This is a genomic window from Bradyrhizobium sp. USDA 4011, from assembly GCF_054063415.1.
Map to the genome: position 1 here is coordinate 928,887 of NZ_JBSSGG010000001.1, position 24,379 is coordinate 953,265.

Annotated in this window: 16 protein-coding genes and 1 pseudogene; 7 read left to right on the plus strand and 10 right to left on the minus strand. The window is 60.0% G+C overall.

From position 1 onward, the window contains the following. The first annotated feature begins 33 nt into the window (after positions 1-33). The 3 genes from ACVW1C_RS04640 to ACVW1C_RS04650 are packed head-to-tail and all read left to right on the plus strand — an operon-like array spanning position 34 to position 6,426. Positions 34-1,344 carry an NHLP bacteriocin system secretion protein gene (locus ACVW1C_RS04640; protein ID WP_456757376.1) on the plus strand — a complete coding sequence of 437 codons (1,311 nt, stop codon included), beginning with the start codon at positions 34-36 and terminating at the stop codon, positions 1,342-1,344. Continuing rightward, on the plus strand, positions 1,337-3,541 hold the full coding sequence (locus ACVW1C_RS04645) for an NHLP family bacteriocin export ABC transporter peptidase/permease/ATPase subunit (protein WP_456757377.1): 2,205 nt from the start codon (positions 1,337-1,339) through the stop codon (positions 3,539-3,541). The genes ACVW1C_RS04640 and ACVW1C_RS04645 overlap by 8 nt, the downstream gene beginning before the upstream one ends. Then, positions 3,538-6,426 (plus strand): NHLP bacteriocin export ABC transporter permease/ATPase subunit, encoded by a 2,889-nt coding sequence (locus ACVW1C_RS04650; protein WP_456757378.1) that lies wholly within the window; start codon positions 3,538-3,540, stop codon positions 6,424-6,426. Before ACVW1C_RS04645 ends, ACVW1C_RS04650 begins: the two co-directional genes overlap by 4 nt. Before the next feature lie 275 nt (positions 6,427-6,701). On the opposite strand, the gene ACVW1C_RS04655 is transcribed toward ACVW1C_RS04650, so the two are convergent. After that, complete coding sequence (locus ACVW1C_RS04655; protein WP_456757379.1) at positions 6,702-6,875, minus strand: hypothetical protein; 174 nt, start codon at positions 6,873-6,875, stop codon at positions 6,702-6,704. 691 nt (positions 6,876-7,566) lie between these two features. Beyond that, positions 7,567-7,680 (minus strand): annotated as a pseudogene (locus ACVW1C_RS04660) (GMC oxidoreductase); the annotation flags it as partial. A gap of 878 nt (positions 7,681-8,558) precedes the next feature. Between ACVW1C_RS04660 and ACVW1C_RS04665 the strand changes: the two are divergent. Next, a complete protein-coding gene (locus ACVW1C_RS04665) occupies positions 8,559-8,792 on the plus strand; it encodes a hypothetical protein (protein ID WP_456757380.1) in 234 nt (77 codons plus the stop codon). Between the two features lie 157 nt (positions 8,793-8,949). On the opposite strand, the gene ACVW1C_RS04670 is transcribed toward ACVW1C_RS04665, so the two are convergent. The 6 genes from ACVW1C_RS04670 to ACVW1C_RS04695 all read right to left on the minus strand — a co-directional run bounded on the left by ACVW1C_RS04670 (position 8,950) and on the right by ACVW1C_RS04695 (position 15,841). After that, positions 8,950-10,119: an acyl-CoA dehydrogenase family protein gene (locus tag ACVW1C_RS04670; protein WP_456757381.1), complete on the minus strand. Its 1,170-nt coding sequence runs from the start codon at positions 10,117-10,119 to the stop codon at positions 8,950-8,952. Positions 10,120-10,203: 84 nt separating this feature from the next. Further along, positions 10,204-12,180: a non-ribosomal peptide synthetase gene (locus tag ACVW1C_RS04675; protein ID WP_456757382.1), complete on the minus strand. Its 1,977-nt coding sequence runs from the start codon at positions 12,178-12,180 to the stop codon at positions 10,204-10,206. A gap of 41 nt (positions 12,181-12,221) precedes the next feature. After that, on the minus strand, positions 12,222-13,223 hold the full coding sequence (locus ACVW1C_RS04680; protein ID WP_456757383.1) for a thioesterase domain-containing protein: 1,002 nt from the start codon (positions 13,221-13,223) through the stop codon (positions 12,222-12,224). A gap of 151 nt (positions 13,224-13,374) precedes the next feature. Then, positions 13,375-14,214 carry a 4'-phosphopantetheinyl transferase family protein gene (locus ACVW1C_RS04685; RefSeq protein WP_456757384.1) on the minus strand — a complete coding sequence of 280 codons (840 nt, stop codon included), beginning with the start codon at positions 14,212-14,214 and terminating at the stop codon, positions 13,375-13,377. Positions 14,215-14,715: 501 nt separating this feature from the next. After that, positions 14,716-15,369 (minus strand): LuxR C-terminal-related transcriptional regulator, encoded by a 654-nt coding sequence (locus ACVW1C_RS04690; RefSeq protein WP_456757385.1) that lies wholly within the window; start codon positions 15,367-15,369, stop codon positions 14,716-14,718. 202 nt (positions 15,370-15,571) lie between these two features. After that, a complete protein-coding gene (locus tag ACVW1C_RS04695; RefSeq protein WP_456757386.1) occupies positions 15,572-15,841 on the minus strand; it encodes a hypothetical protein in 270 nt (89 codons plus the stop codon). On the opposite strand from ACVW1C_RS04695, the gene ACVW1C_RS04700 reads away from it, so the two are divergent. Continuing rightward, entirely contained in the window at positions 15,840-16,760 is a 921-nt protein-coding gene (locus ACVW1C_RS04700) for a LuxR C-terminal-related transcriptional regulator (RefSeq protein WP_456757387.1), read from the plus strand. The two genes, ACVW1C_RS04695 and ACVW1C_RS04700, sit on opposite strands and share 2 nt — an antisense overlap. Positions 16,761-17,045: 285 nt before the next feature. Continuing rightward, positions 17,046-18,056 carry a UDP-glucose 4-epimerase GalE gene (gene galE, locus ACVW1C_RS04705; RefSeq protein ID WP_456757388.1) on the plus strand — a complete coding sequence of 337 codons (1,011 nt, stop codon included), beginning with the start codon at positions 17,046-17,048 and terminating at the stop codon, positions 18,054-18,056. A 1,390-nt stretch (positions 18,057-19,446) separates the two neighbouring features. Here galE and ACVW1C_RS04710 read toward each other — a convergent pair. Further along, complete coding sequence (locus tag ACVW1C_RS04710; RefSeq protein ID WP_456757389.1) at positions 19,447-20,697, minus strand: heparin lyase I family protein; 1,251 nt, start codon at positions 20,695-20,697, stop codon at positions 19,447-19,449. 1,514 nt (positions 20,698-22,211) lie between these two features. Next, positions 22,212-22,466, minus strand: a complete 255-nt coding sequence (locus tag ACVW1C_RS04715; protein ID WP_456757390.1) for a PilZ domain-containing protein — start codon at positions 22,464-22,466, stop codon at positions 22,212-22,214. 1,145 nt (positions 22,467-23,611) lie between these two features. On the opposite strand from ACVW1C_RS04715, the gene ACVW1C_RS04720 reads away from it, so the two are divergent. After that, positions 23,612-24,049: a hypothetical protein gene (locus ACVW1C_RS04720; RefSeq protein WP_456757391.1), complete on the plus strand. Its 438-nt coding sequence runs from the start codon at positions 23,612-23,614 to the stop codon at positions 24,047-24,049. Positions 24,050-24,379: the final 330 nt, after the last annotated feature.

The following is a 24,379-nucleotide window of genomic DNA, read 5'->3' on the forward strand; positions in this document are numbered from 1 at the left end:
TCATTCAATTAATCAAGTGCTTTGCGTGTTGATATGTCCACCTCGGAAACGCTTGGAGAACCGGAGAATAGGAGTGCGACCTCCGAGCCGCAACGGGCATTTCGGGCGACGGCACTCGACCGCGCGGCCTCTCCCGAGCAACTTGATCAGCTTGTCGTCATCACCAGGCCTGCCGACTGGATTATCACGGTCGTCTTTGTCGTTGCCGTGTTGGCCGCGGTCGTGTGGAGCATTTTCGGGCGCGTGCCCACCCGCGTCTCCGGCGAGGGAATCCTGATCAGCAATGGTGGCAGGGTGGTCGACGCGGTGTCGGCCGCTGCCGGCCGGCTGCAGTCCGTTGCCGTCGCGGTCGGCGACCACGTCGACCTGGGTCAGCCGATCGCCCAGATCGTTCAGACTGACATTGAGCAGAAGCACAAGGCGGCGGTCGAAGTATTCCGGGAGCGCCAGCGCGAATATACCGACCTCAAGTCGAAGGTAGCGGCCGAACTCGCCGCCAAGAGCCAGAATTTCGAGAAACTCGAAGCCGCACTCGAACAGGTCATCAAGGCGACGGGCCAGCGCGTCGACTATCTCACAGTCGACGTCAAGAACCTCGAGGGTTTGCTCGCGAAGGGCTACACGACGCGACGCAATCTGGAGGACCGGCGGCAAGAACTGACCGATGCGCAGCAACGCCGCCTGGACGCGCAGAACGAGATTCTCAAGCTCATGGCGCAGAAGACGGACCTGGAGACACAGCGCGAACGCGACGTTCAGCAATCCGAATTCACCCTGAACGAAGCGCGCCGGCAAGTGACTGCAGCCGCGGAGCAGTTGAGTCAAAATACACAGGTCCTTAGTCCGATGGAAGGCCGTGTCCTCGAAGTGAAGATATCTCCCGGCTCGGTACTTACGGTCGGGATGCCCGTGGTCCAGATCGAAAGCGAAGGCAGCAAGCTGCAGGCCGTCGTCTATGTCCCGGCTGAACATGGCAAGCAGATCAGGCCGGGGATGCAGGTTCATCTCGAGCCGAGCACCATCAAGCGCGAAGAGTTCGGGATGATGCTGGGTACGGTCTTGAGGGTTTCGGACTTCCCGATGACGCCTCAAGGCATCGGCGCGGCGCTGCACAATGAAAGCCTGGTGTCCCGCTTCTCTCACAACGGCGCGCCATATGCCGCTGAGGTGGCACTTCAGGAGGATGATTCCACTGCGACGGGCTATCGCTGGGCCGTGGGCAACGGGCCTGCCACTCATTTGACGAGCGGAACCCTGGCGCGCGCGGAAATCACAATTCGACGGCAACGACCGCTCGATCTAGTGATCCCCTTGATCAGGCACCTCACGGGAATTGATGGATAGGCCCTCTCCTCCGTCGGCAAACGCGCGGCACAGTCGCCTATCGGGACTGCTGCGCAAGAAGGTAAAGCGGACCCCTGTCGTCCTGCAGATGGAGGCGGTCGAATGCGGTGCAGCGGCGCTCGCGATTATTCTCGCCTATCACGGCGCCTGGGTTCCCCTGGAGCAGCTCCGCATTGCCTGCGGCGTATCGCGCGATGGAAGCAAGGCCAGCAATATTGTCAGGGCGGCGCGGCGCTATGGCCTCGTTGCAAGAGGGTATAGTGTCGAGCCGCCCGCGCTGGCCCAGCTTCCGACGCCCTGTATCATCCACTGGAACTTCAATCATTTTGTGGTCCTGGAGGGCATCAAGGGCCGGCATGCCCATATCAACGATCCCGCGAGCGGCCGCAGACGCATCAGCATGGCCGAGCTCGATCTTGCCTTCACCGGAGTGGTGTTGGTCTTTGAGCGCGGCGAACAGTTCAAAATGGTCGGCAGCAAGCCCAACGGGATCGAGCTGCTGCTGCAAGAGTTGCGTCACTCAAGGGCGGCGGTTGCCCTGTTGGTGATCGTGAGTATCGTGCTCGTCGTTCCCAATATCCTTGCGGCAGGCTTTTCCAAGATTTTTGTCGACGACATTCTGATCCAGCACAACAATAGCTGGCTCATGCCACTCCTGATCGGAATGGCGTTGACGGCCGTTTGTCGCGCGGTGATGGTCGGGGTTCGTCAGTCGGTGCTGTTACGGCTGCAGGCCAAGCTCTCTGTTGTCATGACCAGCCGCTTCCTTTGGCGTGTGATGGCGCTGCCGCTGGAATTCTTTACCCAGCGTCATGCCGGGGACGTTGCCAGCCGCGTCGCATCAAACGAGCAGGTCGCACGCCTCCTGTCCGGCGGAATTACGATGAACGCGCTCAGCTTGACGTCGGTGCTTCTGTTTGCCGGCGCGATGGCGATCTATGACGTTAGCCTGACGGTTCTGTGCGTCGCAATCGTCTTGCTGAACGTTCTCCTGCTTCGCCTGGTTGGGGCGCGACGGCAGGAGCTCAGCTACCGGCTCGCGGTTGAACGGGGCAAGCTCCTGGGCGCCACGGTGGGCCTGGTGCGCACCATCGAAACCATCAAGGCGAGCGGCCTGGAGGATGATGCGTTTGGCAAATGGGCGGGCCACCAGGCCAACAATCTGAACGCCGAACAGAGGCTCGGTGCATCGGCCATCATCTTGGACATGATGCCGACGCTGCTCTCCGGGTTGATGGTCGCCGCGATCCTCGGACTCGGGGGTTTGAGGGTTATCGAAGGCTCCCTGACGCTTGGCAGCCTGGTTGCATTTCAATCCCTGGCGGCGAACTTCTCGGAACCATTCGAGAATCTCGTCAACTATTTCGGCGGCCTGCAGACTATCAAGGGAGCGCTCGAACGGCTCGAGGATATTCGCAAATACCCGCTCCGGCCTACGCCACCACTCGGCAACGTCATCGATAGCGTTCCACCAAAGCTTGCTGGCAGGGTCGAGCTTCGCAACATCAGCTTCGGCTATTCGGTTCTGGAACCTCCACTGCTGGCCGACCTGTCGCTGGCGATCCCTGCGGGATCCCGCGTGGCGCTTGTCGGCGTCTCCGGCAGCGGAAAATCGACGCTCGGCAAATTGATCTGTGGACTGTACGAGCCGTGGGCGGGAGAAATTCTGTTCGATCAATGGAAACTGGTCGACCTTCCATCCCAGGAGTTCGCAAATTCCGTCGCCTATGTAGACCAGGACATATTTCTATTCGAGGGGACCGCGCGCGAAAATCTGACCCTTTGGGATACGACGGTGGATGAACGCGACTTGATCGCCGCAGCGCGGGATGCGTTGATCCATCACGACCTGGCCACGCGTCCCGGAAACTACGACTGCCACATCAATGAGGGCGGAGGCAATTTCAGCGGAGGGCAACGCCAGCGTATCGAGATCGCCCGGGCGTTGGTCTGCAATCCGTCGATTCTCGTCCTGGACGAAGCAATGGCCGCCCTCGATCCGATCACGGAAAAGGTCATCGACGACAACCTGCGACGCCGAGGCCGCACCTGCATAATTATCGCGCATCGCCTGAGCACGGTGCGTGATTGCGACGAAATCATCGTGTTGGAGCATGGCCGGATCGCGGAACGCGGCACTCACGAACAGCTTGTCGCGCTCCAGGGCGCCTACGCAAGGCTCGTGACAAGCGAATGAGTAACCCCGGCACCAGGGATGAGTTTGCGACCGCGAGGCCAATTGCGGCCTCTGCCCCTCGCCGCGTGGCGATCGATCCGCGGCATCCCATTCTCCTCAACGAGCGCGATCAGGTACTGGAGGTGAGTGCCGGTCATGTCGACCTCTTCGCCGTGGAGACGGACGGCGTCCGACATCATCTGCTTCGATGTGAAATTGGTGAAGTCATACTGGACTTGCACACGGCTTGCGAAAGGTCAGCGATTCAGCTGCAGATCGTCGCAGTCGGGGGCCCTGACGCCGAGATCATCACGGTCTCGCGAAGCGAGATCGCCACGGATCGTGTGTCCGGCTGGATCGCCCGGTTGTCCATGCTCGCGGCCGGCTCGGCCCGATCGCACAACGCTTCCGAATTGATCGGCGGCGAAACGAGCGAACTGCGCCCGGGCGAGCGTTGCCGCGGCCCGAAGCGAAGCATCGTGTGGGCCTGCATTGAAGCGGGAAGCGTAAAGGTATTGGATCTCGACCTCAAGCTCGAGGCCGGAGGTCCCCTCATTCCGCTCACAGCGGAGGTCTGGCTGGAAGCCGGCGAGAGTGGAGCCAGGATCATAGCGGAGCCGACCGCGCCTGAATTACGTCTGGTCTGGCCGGCCCTCGACCGCTTCCATGTCGCGATTGCCGCCAGTCTGGAGCGGTGGCTTCGACATGAAAGGTCGTCCGAACGGCAGCAACTCGCCCGGCGCGCCGAACTGACCCGTGCGCGGACGCTGGATGCCCTTGAGCGTCTGTCCGAAGTTGTCACCGCGCCAACCCGTCGCGCGCAGGTCGAGCTGGATGCCAGCGATCCCCTGCTCGCCAGTTGCCGCCTCGTTGCGGACGCATTGGGAAGCTCCATCATTCATGCGAGCCGAACGCATCCCGCAGGCCAGAGCTTCGGCGACGTTCTGCAGATCGCGCGTGCATCGCGGTTACGAATTCGCCGCGTCCAGCTGCGCGATCGCTGGTGGAGCTCCGATGCCGGCCCCCTGCTGGGGTGGCATGGGCCCGACGGCGCCCCGGTCGCTCTGATCCGTGACCGGCGCGGCCGATACGCGATGATCGATCCGAAGCAGGGATGGCGGCAACCGGTCAGTAACTCGGTTGCAAACGCTCTCGCGCCGGAAGCCATCAGCTTCTACAAAGCCCTGCCCGCGCAGCCACTTCGCTATCGTGATCTGCTGTCATTCGCGACCGGAGGCCTCTCTGCCAGCATGGTCCGGATGGCCCTCGCGATCATTGCCATCGGGTTGCTGTCGCTGATACCGCCGCTGGTGACAAATCTGCTGGTCAATTCCGTGATCCCCCGCACGGAGATCGACCAGCTCGTCGTTTGCGCAGCAGCGCTCTCCGTCACCGCGATCGCGATAGCGGGACTGCAGGGAATGCAGGGACTGGTCACGCTCCGGCTCGAAGGCCTCCTCGATTACAAGCTCCAGGCCGCCCTCATCGATCGCCTGCTCAGGTTACCGGCGTCGCTGTTTCGCGACTACACGACCGGAGATTTGGTCGACCGTTCGATGGGCATTGAGACGACACGCCAGATCGTTACCGGACGGACCTTGCGAGGCTTTACATCGGCCCTGTTCGGGATTTTCAGTATTGGGCTTATGCTCTACTATGATCTCAGGCTCGGCAGCATCGCGCTCCTGCTGATCGCGCTTCGGGCGGCCGCAATCGTCGCTACCAGCGCCGTTCGAATCTACTACGAAAGCAAGCACTTCAATCTGCAAGGCAAGGTCAGCGGATTTGTGCTGCAACTGGTCGCTGGCGTCAGCAAGCTTCGCGTGGCGAACGCCGCGAGTCGCGCACTGGCGCGATGGTCGGGACAATTCGCTGTTCAGAAGCGCTACTTCATCGCCTCGCAACGAGCGGCTAACGTTCTGGTAGTCGTCGAGACGGCCTTCCCTCTTCTAGCCACGTTGATCATTTTTGCGATCGCCTCGCGCACCAACAGTCAGCTCTTGGCCAATCTCGGCGCCTTTCTCGGTTTCCTCTCCGCGTTCGGCCAGACCACGGCAGCGATCGGCAACTTTGCCTCGAGCATGAGCGAATCGCTCGTGGTTATCCCCCATCTCACCAGGATGAAGCCGATTCTCTCCGCTGCCGCCGAGATCGCAGAAGATCGACGGCCGGCGGGCGAGCTGACAGGCGAGATCGAGTTCTCCGGCGTCACCTTCCGCTATATCGAGGGTGGACCTACGGTTCTTGATGACATCACGTTGCGTGTTTCGAGGGGAGAGTATGTGGCAATTGTCGGCCCTTCGGGCAGCGGAAAATCATCGCTGTTGCGATTGCTGCTGGATTTCGAACGACCGGAAGCTGGGACGATCTTCTATGATGGCAAGGCGCTCAACACGATTGAGACCAATGACGTGCGCCGCCAGCTCGGCGTTGTGCTGCAAGACAGCAAGCTGGCAACGGGCAGTCTATACGAAAACATTTGCGGTGGCGTCGACCTGACGCTGGACAAGGCCTGGGAGGCCGCGCGGCTCGCGGCGCTCGACGCCGATATTCGGCAGATGCCGATGGGTATGCACACGCTCGTTGCGGAAGGCATCAATACGCTCTCGGGTGGACAGCGCCAGAGGGTCCTCATTGCCCGTGCGCTGGCACGTTCGCCACGCATCCTGCTTTTTGACGAAGCAACGAGCGCGCTCGACAACCAGACCCAGGCGATCGTCGGCGCGTCGCTGGAGCGGCTGAACGTCACGCGGATTGTTATTGCACATCGGCTGAGCACAATCCGCCATGCTGATAGAATCGTGATGCTGGTCGGCGGCAAGATCGTGCAATCGGGAAGCTATGATGAGCTGACGAGCGGAACCGGCCCGTTTGCAGAGTTCGCGCGGAGACAGCTTGTGGCCTAGCCGGTTGGCCGATCGACCTCCTTACTGCACTCCCTCCATTCAGTACTATGCCCTGAAGGCTGCGAGCACAGAGAATCTCGGACATGTCGTCATGTCGTCCTGACCCGAGTGCCACGGTCGCAGGAGGCGACCAACTCACAGGTTCTGTCCACGTTGGCTGTGCGAAAAAGATGATGCTCGGCAACTTGCTGCGCAATCGCTGCGCAGCAAGCCTTTGATTCACTATGCCGCGTTGTGCATCGCCGATCGCGTGACAACGCCGGTCCCCGCGAAGATCAGAAGGGCCAGATTGATTTGACGATGCCTTCCACCGCGCCGATGACCTGCTTGATTCCGCGAACCAGGCCGTGACCACCGTTACCCGTGCCGGTGCCATTGCCGTCACCGTCCGCACCGCCGACAACACGATCGAGGGCTTCCATCGACATTTCATGGTCGAACTCGTTCATAGCCATTCTCCTGTTTTCGGGAGGGGCCATCCCCTCAACCCGTGATCACACGCATACGAGGTCATCCGGCCAGTCGCTGTGATCCGCGTCACGCATGGTTTACGCGGCGGCAAGAGTTTTTCGTTCCTGAGTTCGACGAACGGGGCTGCGTGAATGTCCAGCAAGAGGCGTGAAGTTCCTATGTCCGGTAACCGAGGCTGCCCGTCGTCCGTCGCTCGCCCTGCTCTCTGAAAGTTGTGCCGTGCACATCGCCCACCTCACGCCGCCCCGGCCGCTTTGGATGGCCTGCTCACATGGGGCTGTCATGAGGATTTTTCTTGATGTCCCGGTGCGCACGTCGCACACGCAGCCTTCTATCCCTTTGAAAGAACTGAAGTCTCGTCCCAATCCATTATGGGCGCGACGGAAAAGATATAGTCTTGCGATTTCAACGATTTACCTTGGGATTCAAAGGGTCGCCCATCAGCATGTGCGCTTCAAACTAGGCCGAATTTGCGCACGCTTGTACCCATTGATGCTGCCCCGGAAGCAGATTGCGCTCTGCTCGGCGCGGTCGAGTTCGAGGCCGCGCCGGGCAGCTCCAGGCTGCGCGCGCGGATGCACCGACATCTGCTTCGACCGCGGCGTATTCGTCCGCGCGCTCGGCGACACCAACCCCAATTGTCTCAGGAGGCGCTCGTCAAGTCCGCCTCTACAGGATGAAGCGAGCTGCCCGCTCCCCGATCATCATCGTCGGTGCGTTGGTATTTCCGGAGACGAGCCGCGGCATGATTGAGGCGTCGGCCATTCGAAGACCGTCGACGCCTCATCCGACGCGAGGAAGCGGATGACGTTTGCGACCTCCTCCGATGTTGCCGGCCGACCGAGCGGTACATCCTTGGCAACCAGCCGGCAGGCCTCCCCGATCGAATGCAGCCCGTGCTTCTCGACGACGCCTCGCATCCGCTCCTCGGCCGTCGCTGTCGCGACCAAGCCGGGACACGATATTGGTCGCACGCCCAAGGCGGTTCGTCCGCCAAATCTCATGTGTTCGCCTCGCCCCGATGCCGCCCGCGTTGTCGTCGAGCCGGACGACACACTGCTACCCGACGATCTTTCGTTGCTGTCAGTTAGACCTACCTGGCCGAGTACGTCTTGGACTCAAGCGCAGCTACGCTAGGACGTGGGCGCGTACGGCGGTTCCGCCCGCAAGTCGCCTCCCGAGTACTCGCCGGCAAGACACCTCGCAACATCGCGATCGACCTTGAGTGCCGGCGCCTCGTGGCTCGTCTTGGACGGCCATCGACCTTGCGGTTTGGAGAATGATGGAACTGGACGCGCAAATCCGGGAGGGACGCCGCTTCTGGTTTTCCGACTAACCGGCTACGAAGGAATGCTGAAATTCATTGCCTTGGCGGGCCAACGGTCCGGGCCCTTCAGCCAGAACCGAGGCAGCGCTCGGACCATCCGCGCGGCAGTACGAAAAGAAAGCCATCAGCGTGGAGGGCGAGGTCAGATATGCCTCACATCATCTTACACCGGGCGGCCCGAAAACCTGCTGCTCAGAAGAACTACTTAGAAAGACCCTAGGGACACTTTGAACGGAAGCCGTATTTTCCTCCCTTATCCGTGAACCCGGCCACCGGCTCGCTTAGGTTGGCAGAGCCTTGTTTTCGCACCTGGACCAATCTCGGAGGTCGCCACATGACGCAAAATCACGTCTGGTACGTCTCCTTCGTTGATGAACGCGATGCTCCACCCGAAAGGCATGCGCGAAGGACTACGACCTTCAAATCCGAGCAGGAAGCAAAGCAGTTCACCAGGACGCTGGCACAGGACCGGCGTATCAAGAGCCTTTCGGCCGGAACGATCAACCCGTACCAGCCAAAACGCGTCGTCGGATCCAGAGAAATCGGCCAGTGGCTCGGCGACACTTAGTACGGCCATGCCGCGGACGCCGCCTCGGATGTCAGGCCGGGTGATCGGCCAGACGCCTGTCGGGTCTGAAGCCCAATTGCGGTCAGCACAGATGTTGCGGAGGATTTATCGCTTCAGCATCAAGAACGTCTAGGTATGTCACTCATGCGCATCAGGCTCACGACATTGACGCGACCACATCCAGCATCACCTCCGTCGCGCCGCCGGCAATGGAGAGGACGCGGGCGTCGCGCGATATGCGCTCAATCGGGCTCTCCCGCATGACGCCCATGGCGCCGTGGAACTGGACGCAGGCATACACCACCTCGTTGACAAGTTCGCCACAGATGGCCTTCAACATCGAGATCTCGCGCATGCAGTCGTCGTCCGCCGCCATGCGCGAAGCGGTGGCATAGAGAAACGCGCGGCTTGCCTCCACCTTCGCAGAAAGCATCGCAAGACGCTGACGGATCGCCTGCATGTCCCAAAGGACGCCTCCGAATGCGCGGCGAGTTTTCACGTATATGAGGGTCATATCGATCGCCGCCTCGGCCGTTCCTATCGCCATCGCGGCGAGGACCAGACGCTCGTTCTGCAAGTTGCGCATGATGGAGTAGAAGCCTTGTCCCTCCGCGCCGAGCACGTTCTCGGCAGGAACCCGGCAACCGTCGAAGACGAGCTCGGCCGTATCAGAGGAGCGCCAGCCGAGCTTGTCCAACTCGCGGGCGACGCTGAAGCCTGGCGTGCCCTTCTCGACCAGGAACATCGTGATGCCGTTGCTCCCTGCCGCGAGATCAGTCTTGGCCGCAACACAATAGAGATCCGCGCAGACACCGTTAGTGATGTACAGTTTCGTACCATCGAGCACGTAGGAGTCGCCGTCTCGGCGTGCACGCGTGCGGATGGCCTTCACGTCCGAGCCCGCATCCGGCTCGGTGATGGCGATCGCGGTGATCACCTCGCCGCTCACAATGCCCGGCATCCAGCGCGCCCGTTGAGATTTGGTCCCGTCGTGAAAGACATAACTGGAAGCCATCTCGGCATGGACCAGTATTGCATCCGCGGCGCCGCCATAAGTCGAGCGCCCAAGCTCCTCTGCGAAGACCGTCGACGCGATCGCGTCCATCTCGGCACCACCGTACTCGGCCGGATAGCGGATGCCGAAGAAGCCAAGTTCGCCCATGCGACGCAGGACCTGACGCGGAACGCCTCCCTCCTCTTCCCAGCGATCCGCACAGGGCTTGATTTCCTCCTCGACAAAGCGGCGGACCTGGTCCCGTAAGAGCTCATAGTCCGCCGCCGCCCAAGGCAGCTCCGGTCCTTGTACCGGTACCCAAGCTTTGTCCATCTTCGTTATCCGCTCTGCTATGAGTCCAACGCTCGAGGTCCAGACCGGCGCGCCCTTGCAACCACTTGCGGGCCTTCCGACAGACTAAAGTTCGATTTCCTCTCGCGGTCCGCCCGAGAGTGAAGCAGCTCTGGAATCGGCCACCCAGCGCATCCCGTCGATCACTTCCGCTAGCTCGGCCACGGTCGGGCGCTCGAACAGGTTGCGGAGCTGCACGTCGACGCCGAAGATCTTTCGCATCCGCGCCACCGCTCTCACGACCAGGAGCGACTCCCCGCCCAGGTCGAAGAAGTTGTCGTACCGGCCGATCGACTTGACCTTGAGGAGATTGCACCACAGGGCAGCCAAAGTCTTCTCGGTCTCTGTTGACGGGGCGACGAACTCATGTGCCGGCTGAATGCTATCCGCCGTCGGCTCGGGAAGCGAGGAGCGATCGATCTTGCCGTTGGACGTGAGCGGCATCCGTTCGAGGCAGACATAGTGCGTCGGAATCATGGACTCCAGGAGTTCTTCGGCGAGGTGGGCGCGTAGCTCCGCCACGGTCAGAGGTTTCGAGGAGACATAGTAGGCTACAAGTCGCGTGATTGCGCCTTCCTCAGCATTTCCCACTGGAGTGGGAATGGCCACGACCGCGCATTCCTGAACGTGGGGCTGCTTGAGAAGCCGCGCCTCGATCTCACCCAGCTCGATACGCGTGCCACCAACCTTCACCTGATGATCCGCGCGGCCGAGAAATTCCAAACGCCCTTCCGAGTTCCAGCGGGCAAGATCGCCGGTCTTGTACAGCCGCAACCTCGAAAAGCCATCTCGAGGATCCGTAGCCGTGCGGAAACGCTCGTCGGTCAGGTCGGGGCGATTAAAATAGCCTCTCGCAAGACCATCGCCTGCGATGAACATCTCGCCGATGACGTTGGGGCCAGTCGGCTGATATTCCTTGTTGAGGACGTAAATTCCCGCATTAGCGGCCGGAACGCCGATGGGCACCGATGCGGAGCGATCCTGGTCTGCGTCGAACCGATGAATCATGCAGCCCACCGTGGCTTCGGTTGGTCCGTACTCGTTGTAGATCTCGACAGGATGAGGGATGGTTTTCGTGATGTCGCGAGCCAGCTCCGTCTTGAAGTCCTCCCCGCCCACAATGAACTTGCGCAATCTCGTGGCCTCAAGATTGCGGTCGCGGATCATCGCAAGATGCGCCGGCGTCAGCTTGATGATATCGACGGCATTGTCGTCGACCACCTTGAGCACGACCATGTTCTTCACCCCCGGATCGCCAAGATAGACCACGATCCGGCCGCCCGTGATGAGTGGCGTGAAAAGCGTTGTGACGGTCAGGTCGAAGGCAAGAGATGAGAAAAGTGGCCATGCGAGCGGCTGGCCGGAACTGTACACCCGCGCGGCCCACCAGATGTAGTTCACCAGGCTGCGGTGCTCGATCTCGACGCCCTTTGGAGTGCCGGTCGAGCCTGAAGTGAAGATAATGTAGGCGACGCCATCCGACTTGGCGGCGGACGGCCGGGCCGAGGCCGGCTGATTCAGAATCGAGCCGAAATCGGCATCGAGCACGAAAATGTCGGCAAGCTCCGGCGCGATGGCGGATTGCAGACGCGCCTGAGTGATCGCCATCGGCGTTTGCCCACCAGTCCCGTTGGAAATGTCTTTCAGGATCGTAGCAATGCGCCCTTTCGGCGTCGCCGCATCAAGCGGCACGTAGGTTGCGCCGGCTTTGAGGACGCCCAGGATCGCGACAACGACTTCGATGGAGTGCTCCATGAAGACAACGATGATCCGACCCGGCCCCACGCCCTGCGAGCCCAGATGCGCGGCCATCTGGTTGGAGCGTTCGTCGAGCTGCCGGTATGTCAGCATTGCATCGCCGAAGCGGATCGCTTCAGCATCAGGACTGAGCGTCACTTGATCATGAAAGAGATCGATGATTGTCCTGTCCGATGGGTAACGAGCCGACGTGGCGTTGTAATCGACGACCAGCGCCCGATGATCGGCATCTTGCAGCGGAGGAAGCGCCACGCTCTCCGCCACGATAGGCAGGACCTCATTCATGAAATGCGCTCCCATCCGGCAAGTTTAAAAATCGGATCACGTCAATCTCTGAGCTTCTGAGTTGCCTGGCGATAAAGCGCTGCGACGGCAGGTGCATCAGGCTCCTGCAGCATGGAGACTTCGTCGCAGTCCTCGGGGCCGAAATAGAATTCGGCATCGGGCGCCACGAGCCGCCATCGATGAGGTGCTGCGCCCGATCGCAGCCAGGCCTTGTTCGGAAGGAATATGCATACGCGGCCTGAGTACGGAGTCGGAGTGTACCGCCGAAATGCCGCCATCGCCGTGGATTTGAGCAGAGCTCTGCTGGCTAGCACCGGATCTGTCGTGACAGGCTCCTTGCGAACGAGGGGCATGAAGGCGCGCTCGCGCAGGCGACTGCCGAAATATCGCAGACGAGCGCCAAATGTCGGCAGTTTCGCCATCGATCTCCGGACCGATCGGATCGTCCCCCAGGCCGTGAAGTACATCAGACGCAGCAATTCCCGATGGGTGGCGGGATGAAGAGGACCAAAGAGAGCGACGCACGGAACGTCCGCTCCGCGCTTTGTGAGGATTTTGGCCAATTCGAGGGCTGTTGGACCGCCGGAGCAGTATCCAGCGATGATGTACGGACCAACCGGCTGATACTGAACGATCTGGCGAGCGAAGTACTCGGCGATATCCTCGACGCGGTCCATCGGCTCGCTCTGTCCATCGAAGCCAGGCGGTTGAAGCGCGTAGAACGGTTGATCGCCACCGAGGTGCTTCGACAGGTCCGAGAATGAGAACGGTGCTCCGACATGCCCCGGTACAGCGAAAATGGGTGTGCGCGTTCCGCGCGACTGCAGGGGAATGATTGCAGGCTGCTGTGTGGCCGCGGCGGTGGCCATGTTCAGAAAGGCGATGATCTCGCCCTTTCGCCCCTGCAATTGATCGCGAAGCTCCGCCGTCATCGCGCCGGCCGGTGCGCTGCACCGGAGCCGATCGCCCTCGACCCAGACCTTGATGTCCTTGACCGCGAGGTCTGCGAGCAGTTCCGAAAACTGCGTCACCGGCGCTTGCATAGGCTATTCCCGTGTTCTCGACTGCGACCGCGAGCTATCTCGAACAAGCGCGGCTTGGAATGAACTTGCGTGCCTTTCCAACAAGTGGGCTGGGCTCCCCGCTATCCTCAGTGAATGATTACATCGCGGAAGCTCCAGTCCGGACGACCATTCATTTCCGAACAACCACGCTCCCGAGATACCCCGTTTTAGGTACGAAACTTCGGACAACCCAATCCTTTTCATCCGAAGAGCCGGGGCATCCCAAGCCGCATCCCAGCCCCTTGGAAATAGCCTCCAGCCGGGTCCAACGCCGGAAGAAGCCTTCCAGTTGGTCGCCCGGACCGAGGGCAGTATAAGACTTGTAGTCGGAGGCGGAAAAGCACAGCGCGGCGATCTCGTCCGCTTCGGGCACGGGGAGAACCGCCTCGATGTCCACTCCGACCTCTTGCCCGGTCGAGAGGGCAACGACTGCCACGTCTCCGGATCGAGAGACGCTGAAGCGCAAATCGCGAGAAGGCATGCGGTGTGAGAGCCGGGGTTTACCCAGCTGTCCGTATTCCAGTTCGACATCGGACGGCGAGACTCCTAACCTGGAAGCGAGGATCTGGCGCAGCTGTCCACGGCAAGCAATAAAGCGGCGGCGATCCCGCTCCGACTTCAACCCTTCAGCGCGCCCACGTTCCGCCTCGTTGAGGAAGGCGCCCAGCCCGCGAATGATGTCGTGCTTCACATCGAGCATGCATGCGAGAACCTCCAAGCCATCACCCTCGAGAACCGACACCATGATCCCGGCCCTCAGCTCAGCTCCCTTATCAAGGAGGCTCGAAAACGACGGTGCCGGCCCGACAAGAGTCCGACTGACGTCGGATTCGGCGGGCTGCAACAATCGAGGCCCCGAGCGGGCCAAGGCAACATGAAAAATCCGGCCCAAAGCCGACGCGCCACGACCATCGGCCCCGCCCGCGCCGGAAAGTCGGGTAAGGTCGAGCTCAGGCCAGTCAAGCGTCATACGTGGATTCCAATCGCGGGAGCGCTCGTGCGCACCGGAGCATTCTTTCTGGAGCGGCGGTTCCCATTCACGCGGATTTCTTCGATTGAACAATCACATAAGCGCGAAAACAAGGAGCCCTGATGGATATTTAGATGTATGGATGGGCTACATCAAAAGACCTAGGCCCCTGACGTTCGTACGCTGTGGCTTCCTGCCTAATTGTCGCGCTGCCGGAGTTCGCGCGCTGTCTCGATGAATGTTTGTCGAACGTCTGTCTTGGGCTCGTCACTGCGGAAAGACCCTATCGATCCCGACATGGCCCATTTTGGGCATGCCCTGGGACAAAGCGTGCCTGCGAGGGAGGGAGCAGTTGCGATGTGATGGACGTTGAACGGCGCCATCGACAGTCAAGCGCGGACTCATGCGGCGAAACGGTACTTCCCGTCACCGCTCATCCAATACCCTGCGCAGCCGAGCGCCAAGTCGGCTGATACCGTCCTAAGTCGAAAAGCTTGCGTGCTAATCGGAAGGCAAGCCGCTTTGCCCTGCGTATGAGACCGCGAGCGTAGCAAGAGCTGTCCTGTTGCCGATCTCGAGCTTGCGGAAGATGTGGTGGAGATGAACCTTGATGGTACCGTCGGTTACGTTCAAACGACGGCCGATCTCCTTGTTTGACAATCCCTCCGATACCAGACGCATGATCTGACGCTCCCGGTCCGTCAGCACGGCAAGATGCTTCTCCAAAATCGCGGACTGCCCAGACGAGATAGCGACCTCGCTCGAAGGCGCAGGCAGCATCCTGCGGCCGTCCGCGACTTGCCGCAATGTCTGGAGAAGAGTTTCGGGCTCCTCGTCATTCAGGATAACGCCAAAGGCGCCCACTTCTGCCAACATGGTGAGGTCGCGATCCTCAACGGAGTTTGCGAGGAACACGAGCCGAACAGCAGGACTCCGGGAATTTGCGATATTGAGCAATGCCTGCCCAAAAATGTCAGGCATCGATATGTCCAAAATGGCGATATCGGGCACAAGCGCGCGAATTGCATTCAAGCAACTTGCACTATCGCTGCATCGAGCAGCAACCCTGAAATCACGTTCTGCTTCCAGCAGACAGTTCAGACCCAGTAAAACAACGGGATATCTGCTAGCAATGACCACACGACTGAAATGCATTTTCGGCCAATCCTCAGTCCCTCCAGTTCAATCGGCACCCCAATATCGCTCCAAGCTACTTCAATTTGAGGCATTCAAGTCAGATTTTCTCATCGCGGCCAGGCCGAATCCGCATCTTCTACAATCTCAAATAGAAATAGAGTATCGACCCTACCCTAAGCGAGCGCTGTTCGACAAGTCTCCGTCAAAACACGAGTCTCCGTCAAAACACGAGCGTGATATTACGGGCGACATCCCAAGGAAGGTCTATAACCAACGGTATATAGGGATATTGGGGATTAGCATCTAATGTTAGTAAATCTTTTGACGCATGCTCAGGGCTTTTTCGCCCCAAATTTCTGTCCAAGCGACCGGGATTTGAAGAAGCAATTTCAATGCGTCGCTGTTTTGGGCTTGGCAAGCCGTCCAAGAAACGAGTCGGGTTAAACCGATGAGCCTGTTTCATATTTTGTAGCGTCCAGGAGAGTTCCATGAGACGACAGTATTCTTTTTCTATTGTGCTTGGTGGTGAAAACAGTCTTCGCAAAGAAGGTCTCGCAAGAATTCTAAACTCCGAAAATTTCCAAGTCTTTGCTTCAATTTCCGATGCCGACGGTTTGCCTGGCAAGGCCAATGTGGAAGGTGCTTCAGTTTGTCCGGCACTCTTCCTGATCGTTCATAGCGGCGACGATTTCGGCCCTACACTCGAGCAGATCGAGTGTTTCAAGCGCCGTCACGCGGATGGACGCATTGCTGTCGTTGCAGACCACTACCGACAAAGCGAGTTGACTGCTGCGATCCGAGCCGGCGCCACCGGCTATTTCATCGACGTGATGAACTGCGATACGTTCATCAAGTCCATCGAGCTCGTCATGATGGGCGGAACGGTATTTCCGACAGACTTCTTGACGTCCGCGCTTGATATCGAAAAGCGTGACGCGGACGGTGTCCCTCCACGCCTCGATGATGGTCATGGCATGGCGAACGCGGATAATAGGCTCGCACAGCAGCTTTCGCCGCGAGAAATCTCCATTCTCCAGTGTCTGATCGAAGGCGATTCCAACAAGTGCATCGCACGCAAGATCGATATCGCTGAAGCCACGGTGAAGGTTCACATCAAGGCGATCCTCCGCAAGATTCGCGTTCAGAACAGAACACAGGCGGCGATCTGGGGGCTGAACCATCGACCGACAGCCCGGCCATCAAGCGGGACGGCGTACCCGACCGCTGACGCAACCGAGCGCCTCCTCCCACCGAAAAGAGAACTTCCCAAGATCGCGAGGACAGGCCGGCCCGCGCCGCTCGGTTCAATTGACCATGCGGTGAACTACTTCGAAGTGCCTCTTACAAACGGCCACCCCCGCAAGGATATCGGTTCGAAGGCCGACGGGGCGATCCGACTGCGGAAATAGCCGAAATTGGTTCGGCCACCCACCGGGAAGCTTTCGGCCGGATATCTCGAGCTGGAGTCCGCGCCACATCGATGGATGCGGCACCCATCGATGTGGCGATCGGCACCATTTGGTGCCGGCCGCTTTGGTGTCAGCGCAAACGCTCGACGCGGGCGTTGCCAGGATAACTACAAATACTTGGTGATCGTGCGCGTGTCGTCTTGATTTCGGTCTATCACCACGGGCTGGAGTCGTCGTCGCGATCCCAGATTTCGCGGGCAGACGCGGAATGGAAATGGAATCAGAATGATCCTGTTGACCGGAGGCGCCGGCTATATCGGGTCACATATCGCGGTCGCCCTACTCGACTCCGGGCTAGATGTCGTTGCGGTCGACAATCTCTGCAACAGCAATCGCGCATCGCTCGAGCGGGTACAGGCCATCTGCGGGCGATCGCTCGTATTCCGGCAGATCGATATCTGCGATGAGGAGGCGGTTTACGAGATCCTGCGCACTCACGGCGTGACCGCGGTGATTCACCTCGCCGGGCTCAAGGCAGTCGGCGAGTCCAGCACTCAACCCATGACGTACTACCAAAATAACGTGGTGGGGACGATGCGGCTCGTGTCGGCGATGGCGCGTGCCGGCGTGAAAACGTTGGTCTTTAGTTCGTCCGCAACGGTTTACGGCACGCCCGCATACCTGCCGCTGGACGAGAAACATCCCGTAGGACCAATAAATCCGTATGGTCGCACCAAGTATTTTGTCGAAGAGATATTGAGGGATCTCTATCGGTCCGACAGCGATTGGCGGATCGCCATCCTGCGCTACTTCAATCCCGTTGGCGCACACGAAAGCGGGCTGATCGGAGAAGATCCGCTCGGCGTGCCCAACAACTTGTTGCCGCTCGTGGCGCAAGTGGCCATCGGGCGACGTGAGAAGCTGCAGGTTTGGGGCGATGACTACGATACTCCGGATGGCACCGGCATCCGCGACTTCATTCATGTCGTCGATCTTGCATCCGGGCATCTGAGCGCCTTGAGCGAGCTGAGACACCCCGGCATTCAGACCGTCAATCTCGGAACGGGAAGCGGCAGCAGCGTCCTGGAGGTGATCAAGACGTTCGAGACCGTGAGTGGCCGGCCAGTTCCGTATGTGATTGACCAACGCAGGGCCGGTGATGTCGCCATCTGTTACGCGGATCCGACGCTCGCTCAAAATCTGCTGGGCTGGACCTCAAGGCGATCACTGACACAGATGTGTACGGATCATTGGCGCTGGCAGATGCAGAACCCTAATGGATATCGCGGCGGCTAGATGGCGGGAGCCTCTGGGACCCGAATAGTCATCACCACGCCGGATTCCGCGGGGTCGTCGGGTGCTTCAGAGACCGCCGATCAACCTCCCACGTGCCGCCATCGTCCGTCCTGTCCCTCGACGCCGACCGCCGCGGTGCGGTCGCTGGCGCTCGACTGCAAATGGCTCGCTGTATGCCCTGCAGGAAGCGCCCATCCGCCGCCAGCCATGATCCGAGCCAGCGGCTCGGGCCGGATGGTCGGACTGCCTCAACCTCCTCCAGGGGCGGTACAGCGGCCTGGCAGGCCGGCCGTATCGCCTCCAGGCCGCCCGCGGCGAGCAGCCCTCGGCGGGCGCCGCCGCCTGGTCCTGCCGAGCGTCCCTCTTCCGGGGCCCTCCTGAAAGCCGAGGACAGTTCGGCGTGGCTTGAGGAAACGTTGTCGTCGGTCTTGTCGAGGAACGGCTTATCGTCTCCCTTGCGGAGGCAGCCAATGGCCACAACCAACGTTTCCGGGAGAAATTTGTCTGTCCGGTGATAGAATGAGCCAGTGACCGCAGCAGGCGCGGCTATGCCGCTCCCACGTTGAGCCATAACCTGCCTCGTGATTTGTGCCAGACCTGTCGAGACGCTGGCGCCAGCCCTGATCCGCGCCTCGACCTACGATGACGGCTCTCCGCATAAGCGAAATCAGTCCGGCGTGCCTTGCGCAGCAGATCATGCGCGCGTCGAGGCCAAAATGCCTCATTTTGGATTTCGGCGTGTTTCGATGAGTTCGCAAGTGACGCTGCACGACCACGCTGCGCCGGTGAAGCGATTGATGACTATTGCAGTGCTGAGGCCTGAACTCGACACTGAATAGACGCCGCCGCTCAGAAGCCCCGCGATTACGATCGCAAGTGAGATTATGGCCAGCCGATCCACAGTCCTCTCCAGGGATGCTCCAGGTCAACAGCGAGGTTTGACTGCTTTCGGGAAGTTTTGCTGACCTAATATGCGGTACTCATTTTGGTAATCGAATATGAAGGACGCCGAACAACGAGGCTAGACGGGTGGGAAACGCGCTTCACTTGCTGCGGGTCGCCGGCAAATGTTTGGCGTCAGTATCGCCTCAGGCCTTGCTGTTTCGCCTCGCGAAAACTGAAGAACGCTTCAGGAAGCGCTCGTGCCGGCACGACCACCGGTTCAGGCGCAGCACCTTTGTGGCATTGGGAGTGAACAGAATATCCGCGATCGACTTGGTGGCTCGTAGAGCGAAAGCAAGGAGAAGAGCGGAAACCGCACGGGCGGCTCGAATACCGCGAGCGCGCGGTCTCACTTGCGAACCCGTTGGGCCAAAAACGACCGATTTGACTGAGGTCCAGTAGGAGGACCGGCCCGGCGCAGACGAACCGCGAGCGGGCCGGCAGCCCCTTAGCTCTGAGGCTTGGTCAGGAACGAGTTCTGTGTCCAAGCAGTGCCGCTCATGGCTACAGCGATCATACCGCCATTGGCCCCACCCGAGCTACCCGCCAGATACTGGTTCAGCAGCGCAAAGCTGCTGCTTGCCTGAGACGCGGCGGCCGCGCCTTGATCTCCCCATCCACTGGCGGCCGTGCCTTGATCTCCCCACCAACCGGCAGTCTGCGACGCGCCCGTTGCCAGCGTACCGGTGTCAAATCCGAAACGCGAAAAATCCGGGCTTGGCAGGCTTGCACTGGTTGCGCCGGCCGCCGGCGTCGACCAACCGGATGTCGGCGCCAGTCCCATGGCGGCCAGGACGCCGGGATCGGCCGTTGTAGCAGCTGCCGCCGGGGCGGCTATCGCCGGCGCCGGGGCGGCTATCGCGGGCACCGGCGAAGTGGTGTCCTGTGCTCCAGTCGACGCGACAATGGTGCTCGGGCTGGTGACCGTAGTTGGGGTGGTGGACGGTGTGGTTGGCTGTGTCGGAGTTGACGGCGACGTGACAGTCGCCGACGATCCCGTCAACAGCGTCATGTTTCGGTAATCGACGGCAACGGTTTCGGGCGCCGTCGACCGATAGATCCCGTATTCCCAATTGGTGCCCTGCCCATAACCCAAGGGGCCGCTGTAGTTCACGACCTGGGTCCCGTTGATCGAGACCTTCAAATACCCGCCACCGGTGTTCGAAACATCGGCCTGTATTTGAATGTTGTTATATACACCCGTCTGGATTGGATTGGGGTCGGTCCAGAGCGTGAGCATCTGCACATTGCCGGCCCCGTTGCTCGGATCCTGGCCCGGCTGAACATATCTGGCGACAACCTGCAGATGATCGCCGACAAGCTGGATCGCAAAAGGCGGCGAGGTGCCCACGCCGCTCGCGTTATCATCATTGTGCATCTGTCCGACGATGAACCAGCCATCTGCGGTATTCGTAAATGACCCGTTGGGGCCATTTGCCTCCACCATGAACTGATAGTTCAAGTTGAGCGGCGTGCCGCCGGGAATGTTACCCGCGCCTGATACTTCGGAGCGGTCGACAGACGAGCTGTCGTACCAGGCATGATCACCCTGCTGGACCTGGAAGCGCAGAGTTTGTGAGTCAGGATTGGTCAGGCTGTAGCTCGTGCTCGCATCCTGCACTCCGTAGACGTCGCCACCGATCGAAAACCTCGTCATCGGTGTGGACGAAAATGATGTGATTGTCCCGGTCGTATCCAATTCAGACCTCCGTGGGTCGCAGAGATTCTTCTCTTTTGACGTTTACAAGGGAATTCCACTGCCGCGCATCGCGAAGGCGCGCGACATACCACGTGCTCACAACACCTTGTGCCGCGAGCAGACTTCCAATGTATCGCGGTGACCGCCAACACATATCGTTGCAGTGGGATTGCCCCCCGACTGCTAGGCTTGATTGGTTAATTAGGGAGTATGGCAAAAAAAATGAGCTAGCATGGCGACAATGAGAAGCGCGGCTCATGCCTGCCGTTAGGCTAAAATTCCGCGGATAACCGAGAGGCCCGAGCATTTCCCGCGATGGCCGGTGCCAGCGCTGAAGCAAGCTCAAAGAGCGGAATCCACACACCGCCATGTCGCGGAAGTTACCTAGATAACGTCAACGAAGTCGGCACGAACTAGCCGGGGCCGAAAATCATATACAGCAGCATCGTGCCCACAACGGCTGTCCAGCCGATCGAAGCGGCAACGGCCCACACCTGTATCGGCATTGGACGGTCCTTTGCAATCCAATGAAGCAAAACGAAGAGGCCGCTGGCGCTGGACAGCGACCTCTTGGACCCGATTTCAAATGAACGTCTTGGAAATAAAATCGCCGCCGGAGGTCCGTCATTATTAGACGACAAATTGGCAATGACGTGAAGCCCAAGCACGTCCGATACCCAACGAAACTATTGAGACGTTGCGAGATCGACACACCATGTGTAACGAACTCCATCGCCCCGGTATCTTAGACCAAGGCAGGCGCAAACGACGCCCAAGTCGGCATGAAAACGACAGCCCCCGCCCCCGGAATGGCTCGCCGGGTCGTAGAGCACGCTCGAGCACTGGAGCCTGTCGGGGAGAGAATCTCAACCGCCTTATGCTGCATCAGAACAAGGACATGCTGGCCGAACACTGGGACGGCTTACAGCACGCCAAGGTCGCTCGAACATCGCCAGAGCAGAGCCGGGCCGGTCTTCTCGCATGAAAAGGCGCCAGCACCGACATCACTGCCTAACCTGGTGTCAAGGGTCCGGAGACACGCAGCCCACGCCTCCTGGGCCCTTCTGCAAAATCTGCCCTTTGCCAGGCAATTCGCAATTTGTCCCATTTGGCGCCCTCTTGGCGCCGTCTTGGCGTCTCAGAACACCTTCCTCCCGAGAACTTTTACGCGCTGTTAAAGCTTGGAATCGTAAGTTCCGGGTGGAGACCTGTCGAGGGAAAGCGCATGGGACAAGTACGCCACCGCGTAGTTCAGAGGGATACTCTCGAAGCACGGCTCGCAGAGCGAGCTAGAGAACTGCGGAACGAGGCCGCGGCTCTCGCCCCCTGTGCCGCCAAGGAAGCGCTGATAAAGCTCGCCCGATACGCAGAGACAAGTGCACATTTGAGCGGGAGGCTGTCCTCGCCGGGACTAATGCCCAATTGAATGCCGGAAACCAATCCTAGGACTGCAACATAAGGCCGCCTTTTCTGGCGGCCTTCTTCATTTGGTTTCGCTCGGTGGTTGGCTCGTTTCATTCAGCAACGAACACGACGCCAACCCATGCACCTCTTCGCCAAACGACGTTGCACGAGTAAGTCTTGCTCGGTGGAACGATAAGCGTGAAGTGGTCGGGAAGAGGTGATGGCGGATCATCCGCCTTCAGCGCCGCGCCGTTCTCCGTGATGTCACCAACGATACAGCACAGCGCCAAGTCACCAAACCTGATCAAGGCGTTATCCAGCGATGGATTACGCACAGACTTTCGCCTGTCGGGAAAAGCGATCATTTCCGAGCCCATCAATAACCAATGTAAATTTGAACGATGCTGCGGGAGAAAGATTGCGCTTCTACTAACGATCGAGGCGCCGCGACCAGTTCGAAGCCGGCGACGCAGCTTTGCGCTGTGAGCTATTGGAGCCGCAGCCGACCAGCCCCCCGCCCGAGCTCTCTCGTTCTGCAGATGCCGCCGCCTGCCCGCGATGGACAGAATTCGACGTCCATGGCGTGCGCATGCCGCGAATTCGAACCAACCGTCGCCCGGTGGCGCACTTTTAGAACTGGCCCGATTCAAGATCGATCCCCACCACTTGACCTCGAGACTGAACACCTAGCCCTTCAGGGCCAGAAAACCGTTGCGCGCCTGATGGGCGGGCCACCAGCCGCTGCTCCGCCGAAAAGAAACAGCCCCGATCTGGGCGATAGACCGGGGCCGTTATCGGGGTGCAAGGCTTGGGGCCTGAACTCACCCCGTCGGAATTACACCGGGTATTGTTGTTCCAATGATGGTGCGCCAATGGCCTAATCCGCTCCTGCGAGTGGCCTAACTTGGACAGCACCGACCGGGGCGCCGTCCGTATTTGAGCCGCCGTGCTAGAGTGGTTGAAAACTGCATTTGCGCGGGAATGTAAGGTCGCCTCACTTGGCGGCCTCTTCATTGTCGCGGCCAGGCCACGGCCGGATCCCCGCGGGCGTCGCCAAGGTCAAAAGCGCCCTTGGTGGAGAAGGCAGCGACGTCCGTGGCGCGGCGAGCCCTAGCTCAGGGGGAGCTGGGGCTATGGGGATTCGGAGGTTGTAGCGGTCAACCTCGACCAATGACCTTACGTCTCTCCTTTGAATTTCGTCACCAGGATTTCGCAATTTTTGCAGCGCGCTAATACCTTTGCCCCAAGAGGCGACGTGCTGTTGAACCTCTTAGTTCGGACTAGTTCAGAATGGCAATTTGCCGCAGGCATTTGCCGATTTACCGTGTCCTCAGTCGTGCGGATTGGCGGACAACGACACCCCGGCCAAACATATCGTGCGATAAGGGATCGCCGCTCCAGCCTAGGGAGCGACGGTCCCGCCCAATTGCGGAGCGATCAGCTCACTCGAAAACAGGTTGAATTCGGAATAGCAACGCTCACTATCGCGAAAACAAAATCGAGGCCCGCGTTGACCAATCGAGACGGCACGCTTGACCGACAAACCATCACGGGTTTTCACGGGATTGAGACTTCCGACGATGGACTGGCATTTAGAGTTGATGTTGACGCCGATCATGGCTCGGCAATTTGGACGATTCCCTACAAGCATGCGATCTGGTTGGCCCAAGCGATACTAGAGATATCGCCCGTCGCAGTCGGCAGACAAACCGCCGCCGGCTCTGTGGAAGGGACTAATCTCGTCGGCGAGCGTCTCAACGTGGAGAGAGTTCGCGTGCTTGTAAAGGTCCGCTCCGATCATGCTGCGATCTCCGCTCAGGGCGCCTGGTCATCCGACAAAACACCGGGCACCACAATTCTGATGGTCGACAAGTCGATCGCCGCAGATTTGGTCGAACAGCTCGGAGCGTTCCTGGCCTCGGTCCAGGCTCTATCCCGACCATCGTAGTCGTTCTATCTCACAATTGCGGAAATAGCGCGATCGAAGCGCGATAGCTGCCAGAGCGTATCGCGCCAGCCGCGCCGCCGCTGGCAGCACGTAACGGGCAGACAAGGCTGCTGTTCAAGCCGAAAGTTCGCGCTCCGTAGCTCAAACGCGGCACGGCCAAACCGGCGCGGCGCCATGGCAGGTCACGATGAGAGGGCACAGTCGAAGCCGTCGGACGCGCGGCCGGAGCGCCGGCGCCAGCCGAAAGCTGGCCGGTCACAGCCCCCCTCGGCACAGTCGCGCCGAAGGCACAAGTCGCAGGAGTGGGTAACCAGAAAGGGTCCGCACATC

What these genes read in the sequence shown, in the direction of transcription:
- ACVW1C_RS04640 (WP_456757376.1), top strand. Translation starts at nt 34, where the DNA reads ATGTCCACCTCGGAAACGCTTGGAGAACCGGAGAATAGGAGTGCGACC.
- ACVW1C_RS04645 (WP_456757377.1), top strand. Translation starts at nt 1,337, where the DNA reads ATGGATAGGCCCTCTCCTCCGTCGGCAAACGCGCGGCACAGTCGCCTA.
- ACVW1C_RS04650 (WP_456757378.1), top strand. Translation starts at nt 3,538, where the DNA reads ATGAGTAACCCCGGCACCAGGGATGAGTTTGCGACCGCGAGGCCAATT.
- ACVW1C_RS04655 (WP_456757379.1), bottom strand. Translation starts at nt 6,875, where the DNA reads ATGAACGAGTTCGACCATGAAATGTCGATGGAAGCCCTCGATCGTGTT.
- ACVW1C_RS04665 (WP_456757380.1), top strand. Translation starts at nt 8,559, where the DNA reads ATGACGCAAAATCACGTCTGGTACGTCTCCTTCGTTGATGAACGCGAT.
- ACVW1C_RS04670 (WP_456757381.1), bottom strand. Translation starts at nt 10,119, where the DNA reads ATGGACAAAGCTTGGGTACCGGTACAAGGACCGGAGCTGCCTTGGGCG.
- ACVW1C_RS04675 (WP_456757382.1), bottom strand. Translation starts at nt 12,180, where the DNA reads ATGAATGAGGTCCTGCCTATCGTGGCGGAGAGCGTGGCGCTTCCTCCG.
- ACVW1C_RS04680 (WP_456757383.1), bottom strand. Translation starts at nt 13,223, where the DNA reads ATGCAAGCGCCGGTGACGCAGTTTTCGGAACTGCTCGCAGACCTCGCG.
- ACVW1C_RS04685 (WP_456757384.1), bottom strand. Translation starts at nt 14,214, where the DNA reads ATGACGCTTGACTGGCCTGAGCTCGACCTTACCCGACTTTCCGGCGCG.
- ACVW1C_RS04690 (WP_456757385.1), bottom strand. Translation starts at nt 15,369, where the DNA reads ATGCATTTCAGTCGTGTGGTCATTGCTAGCAGATATCCCGTTGTTTTA.
- ACVW1C_RS04700 (WP_456757387.1), top strand. Translation starts at nt 15,840, where the DNA reads ATGAGACGACAGTATTCTTTTTCTATTGTGCTTGGTGGTGAAAACAGT.
- ACVW1C_RS04695 (WP_456757386.1), bottom strand. Translation starts at nt 15,841, where the DNA reads ATGGAACTCTCCTGGACGCTACAAAATATGAAACAGGCTCATCGGTTT.
- galE (WP_456757388.1), top strand. Translation starts at nt 17,046, where the DNA reads ATGATCCTGTTGACCGGAGGCGCCGGCTATATCGGGTCACATATCGCG.
- ACVW1C_RS04715 (WP_456757390.1), bottom strand. Translation starts at nt 22,466, where the DNA reads ATGATCGCTTTTCCCGACAGGCGAAAGTCTGTGCGTAATCCATCGCTG.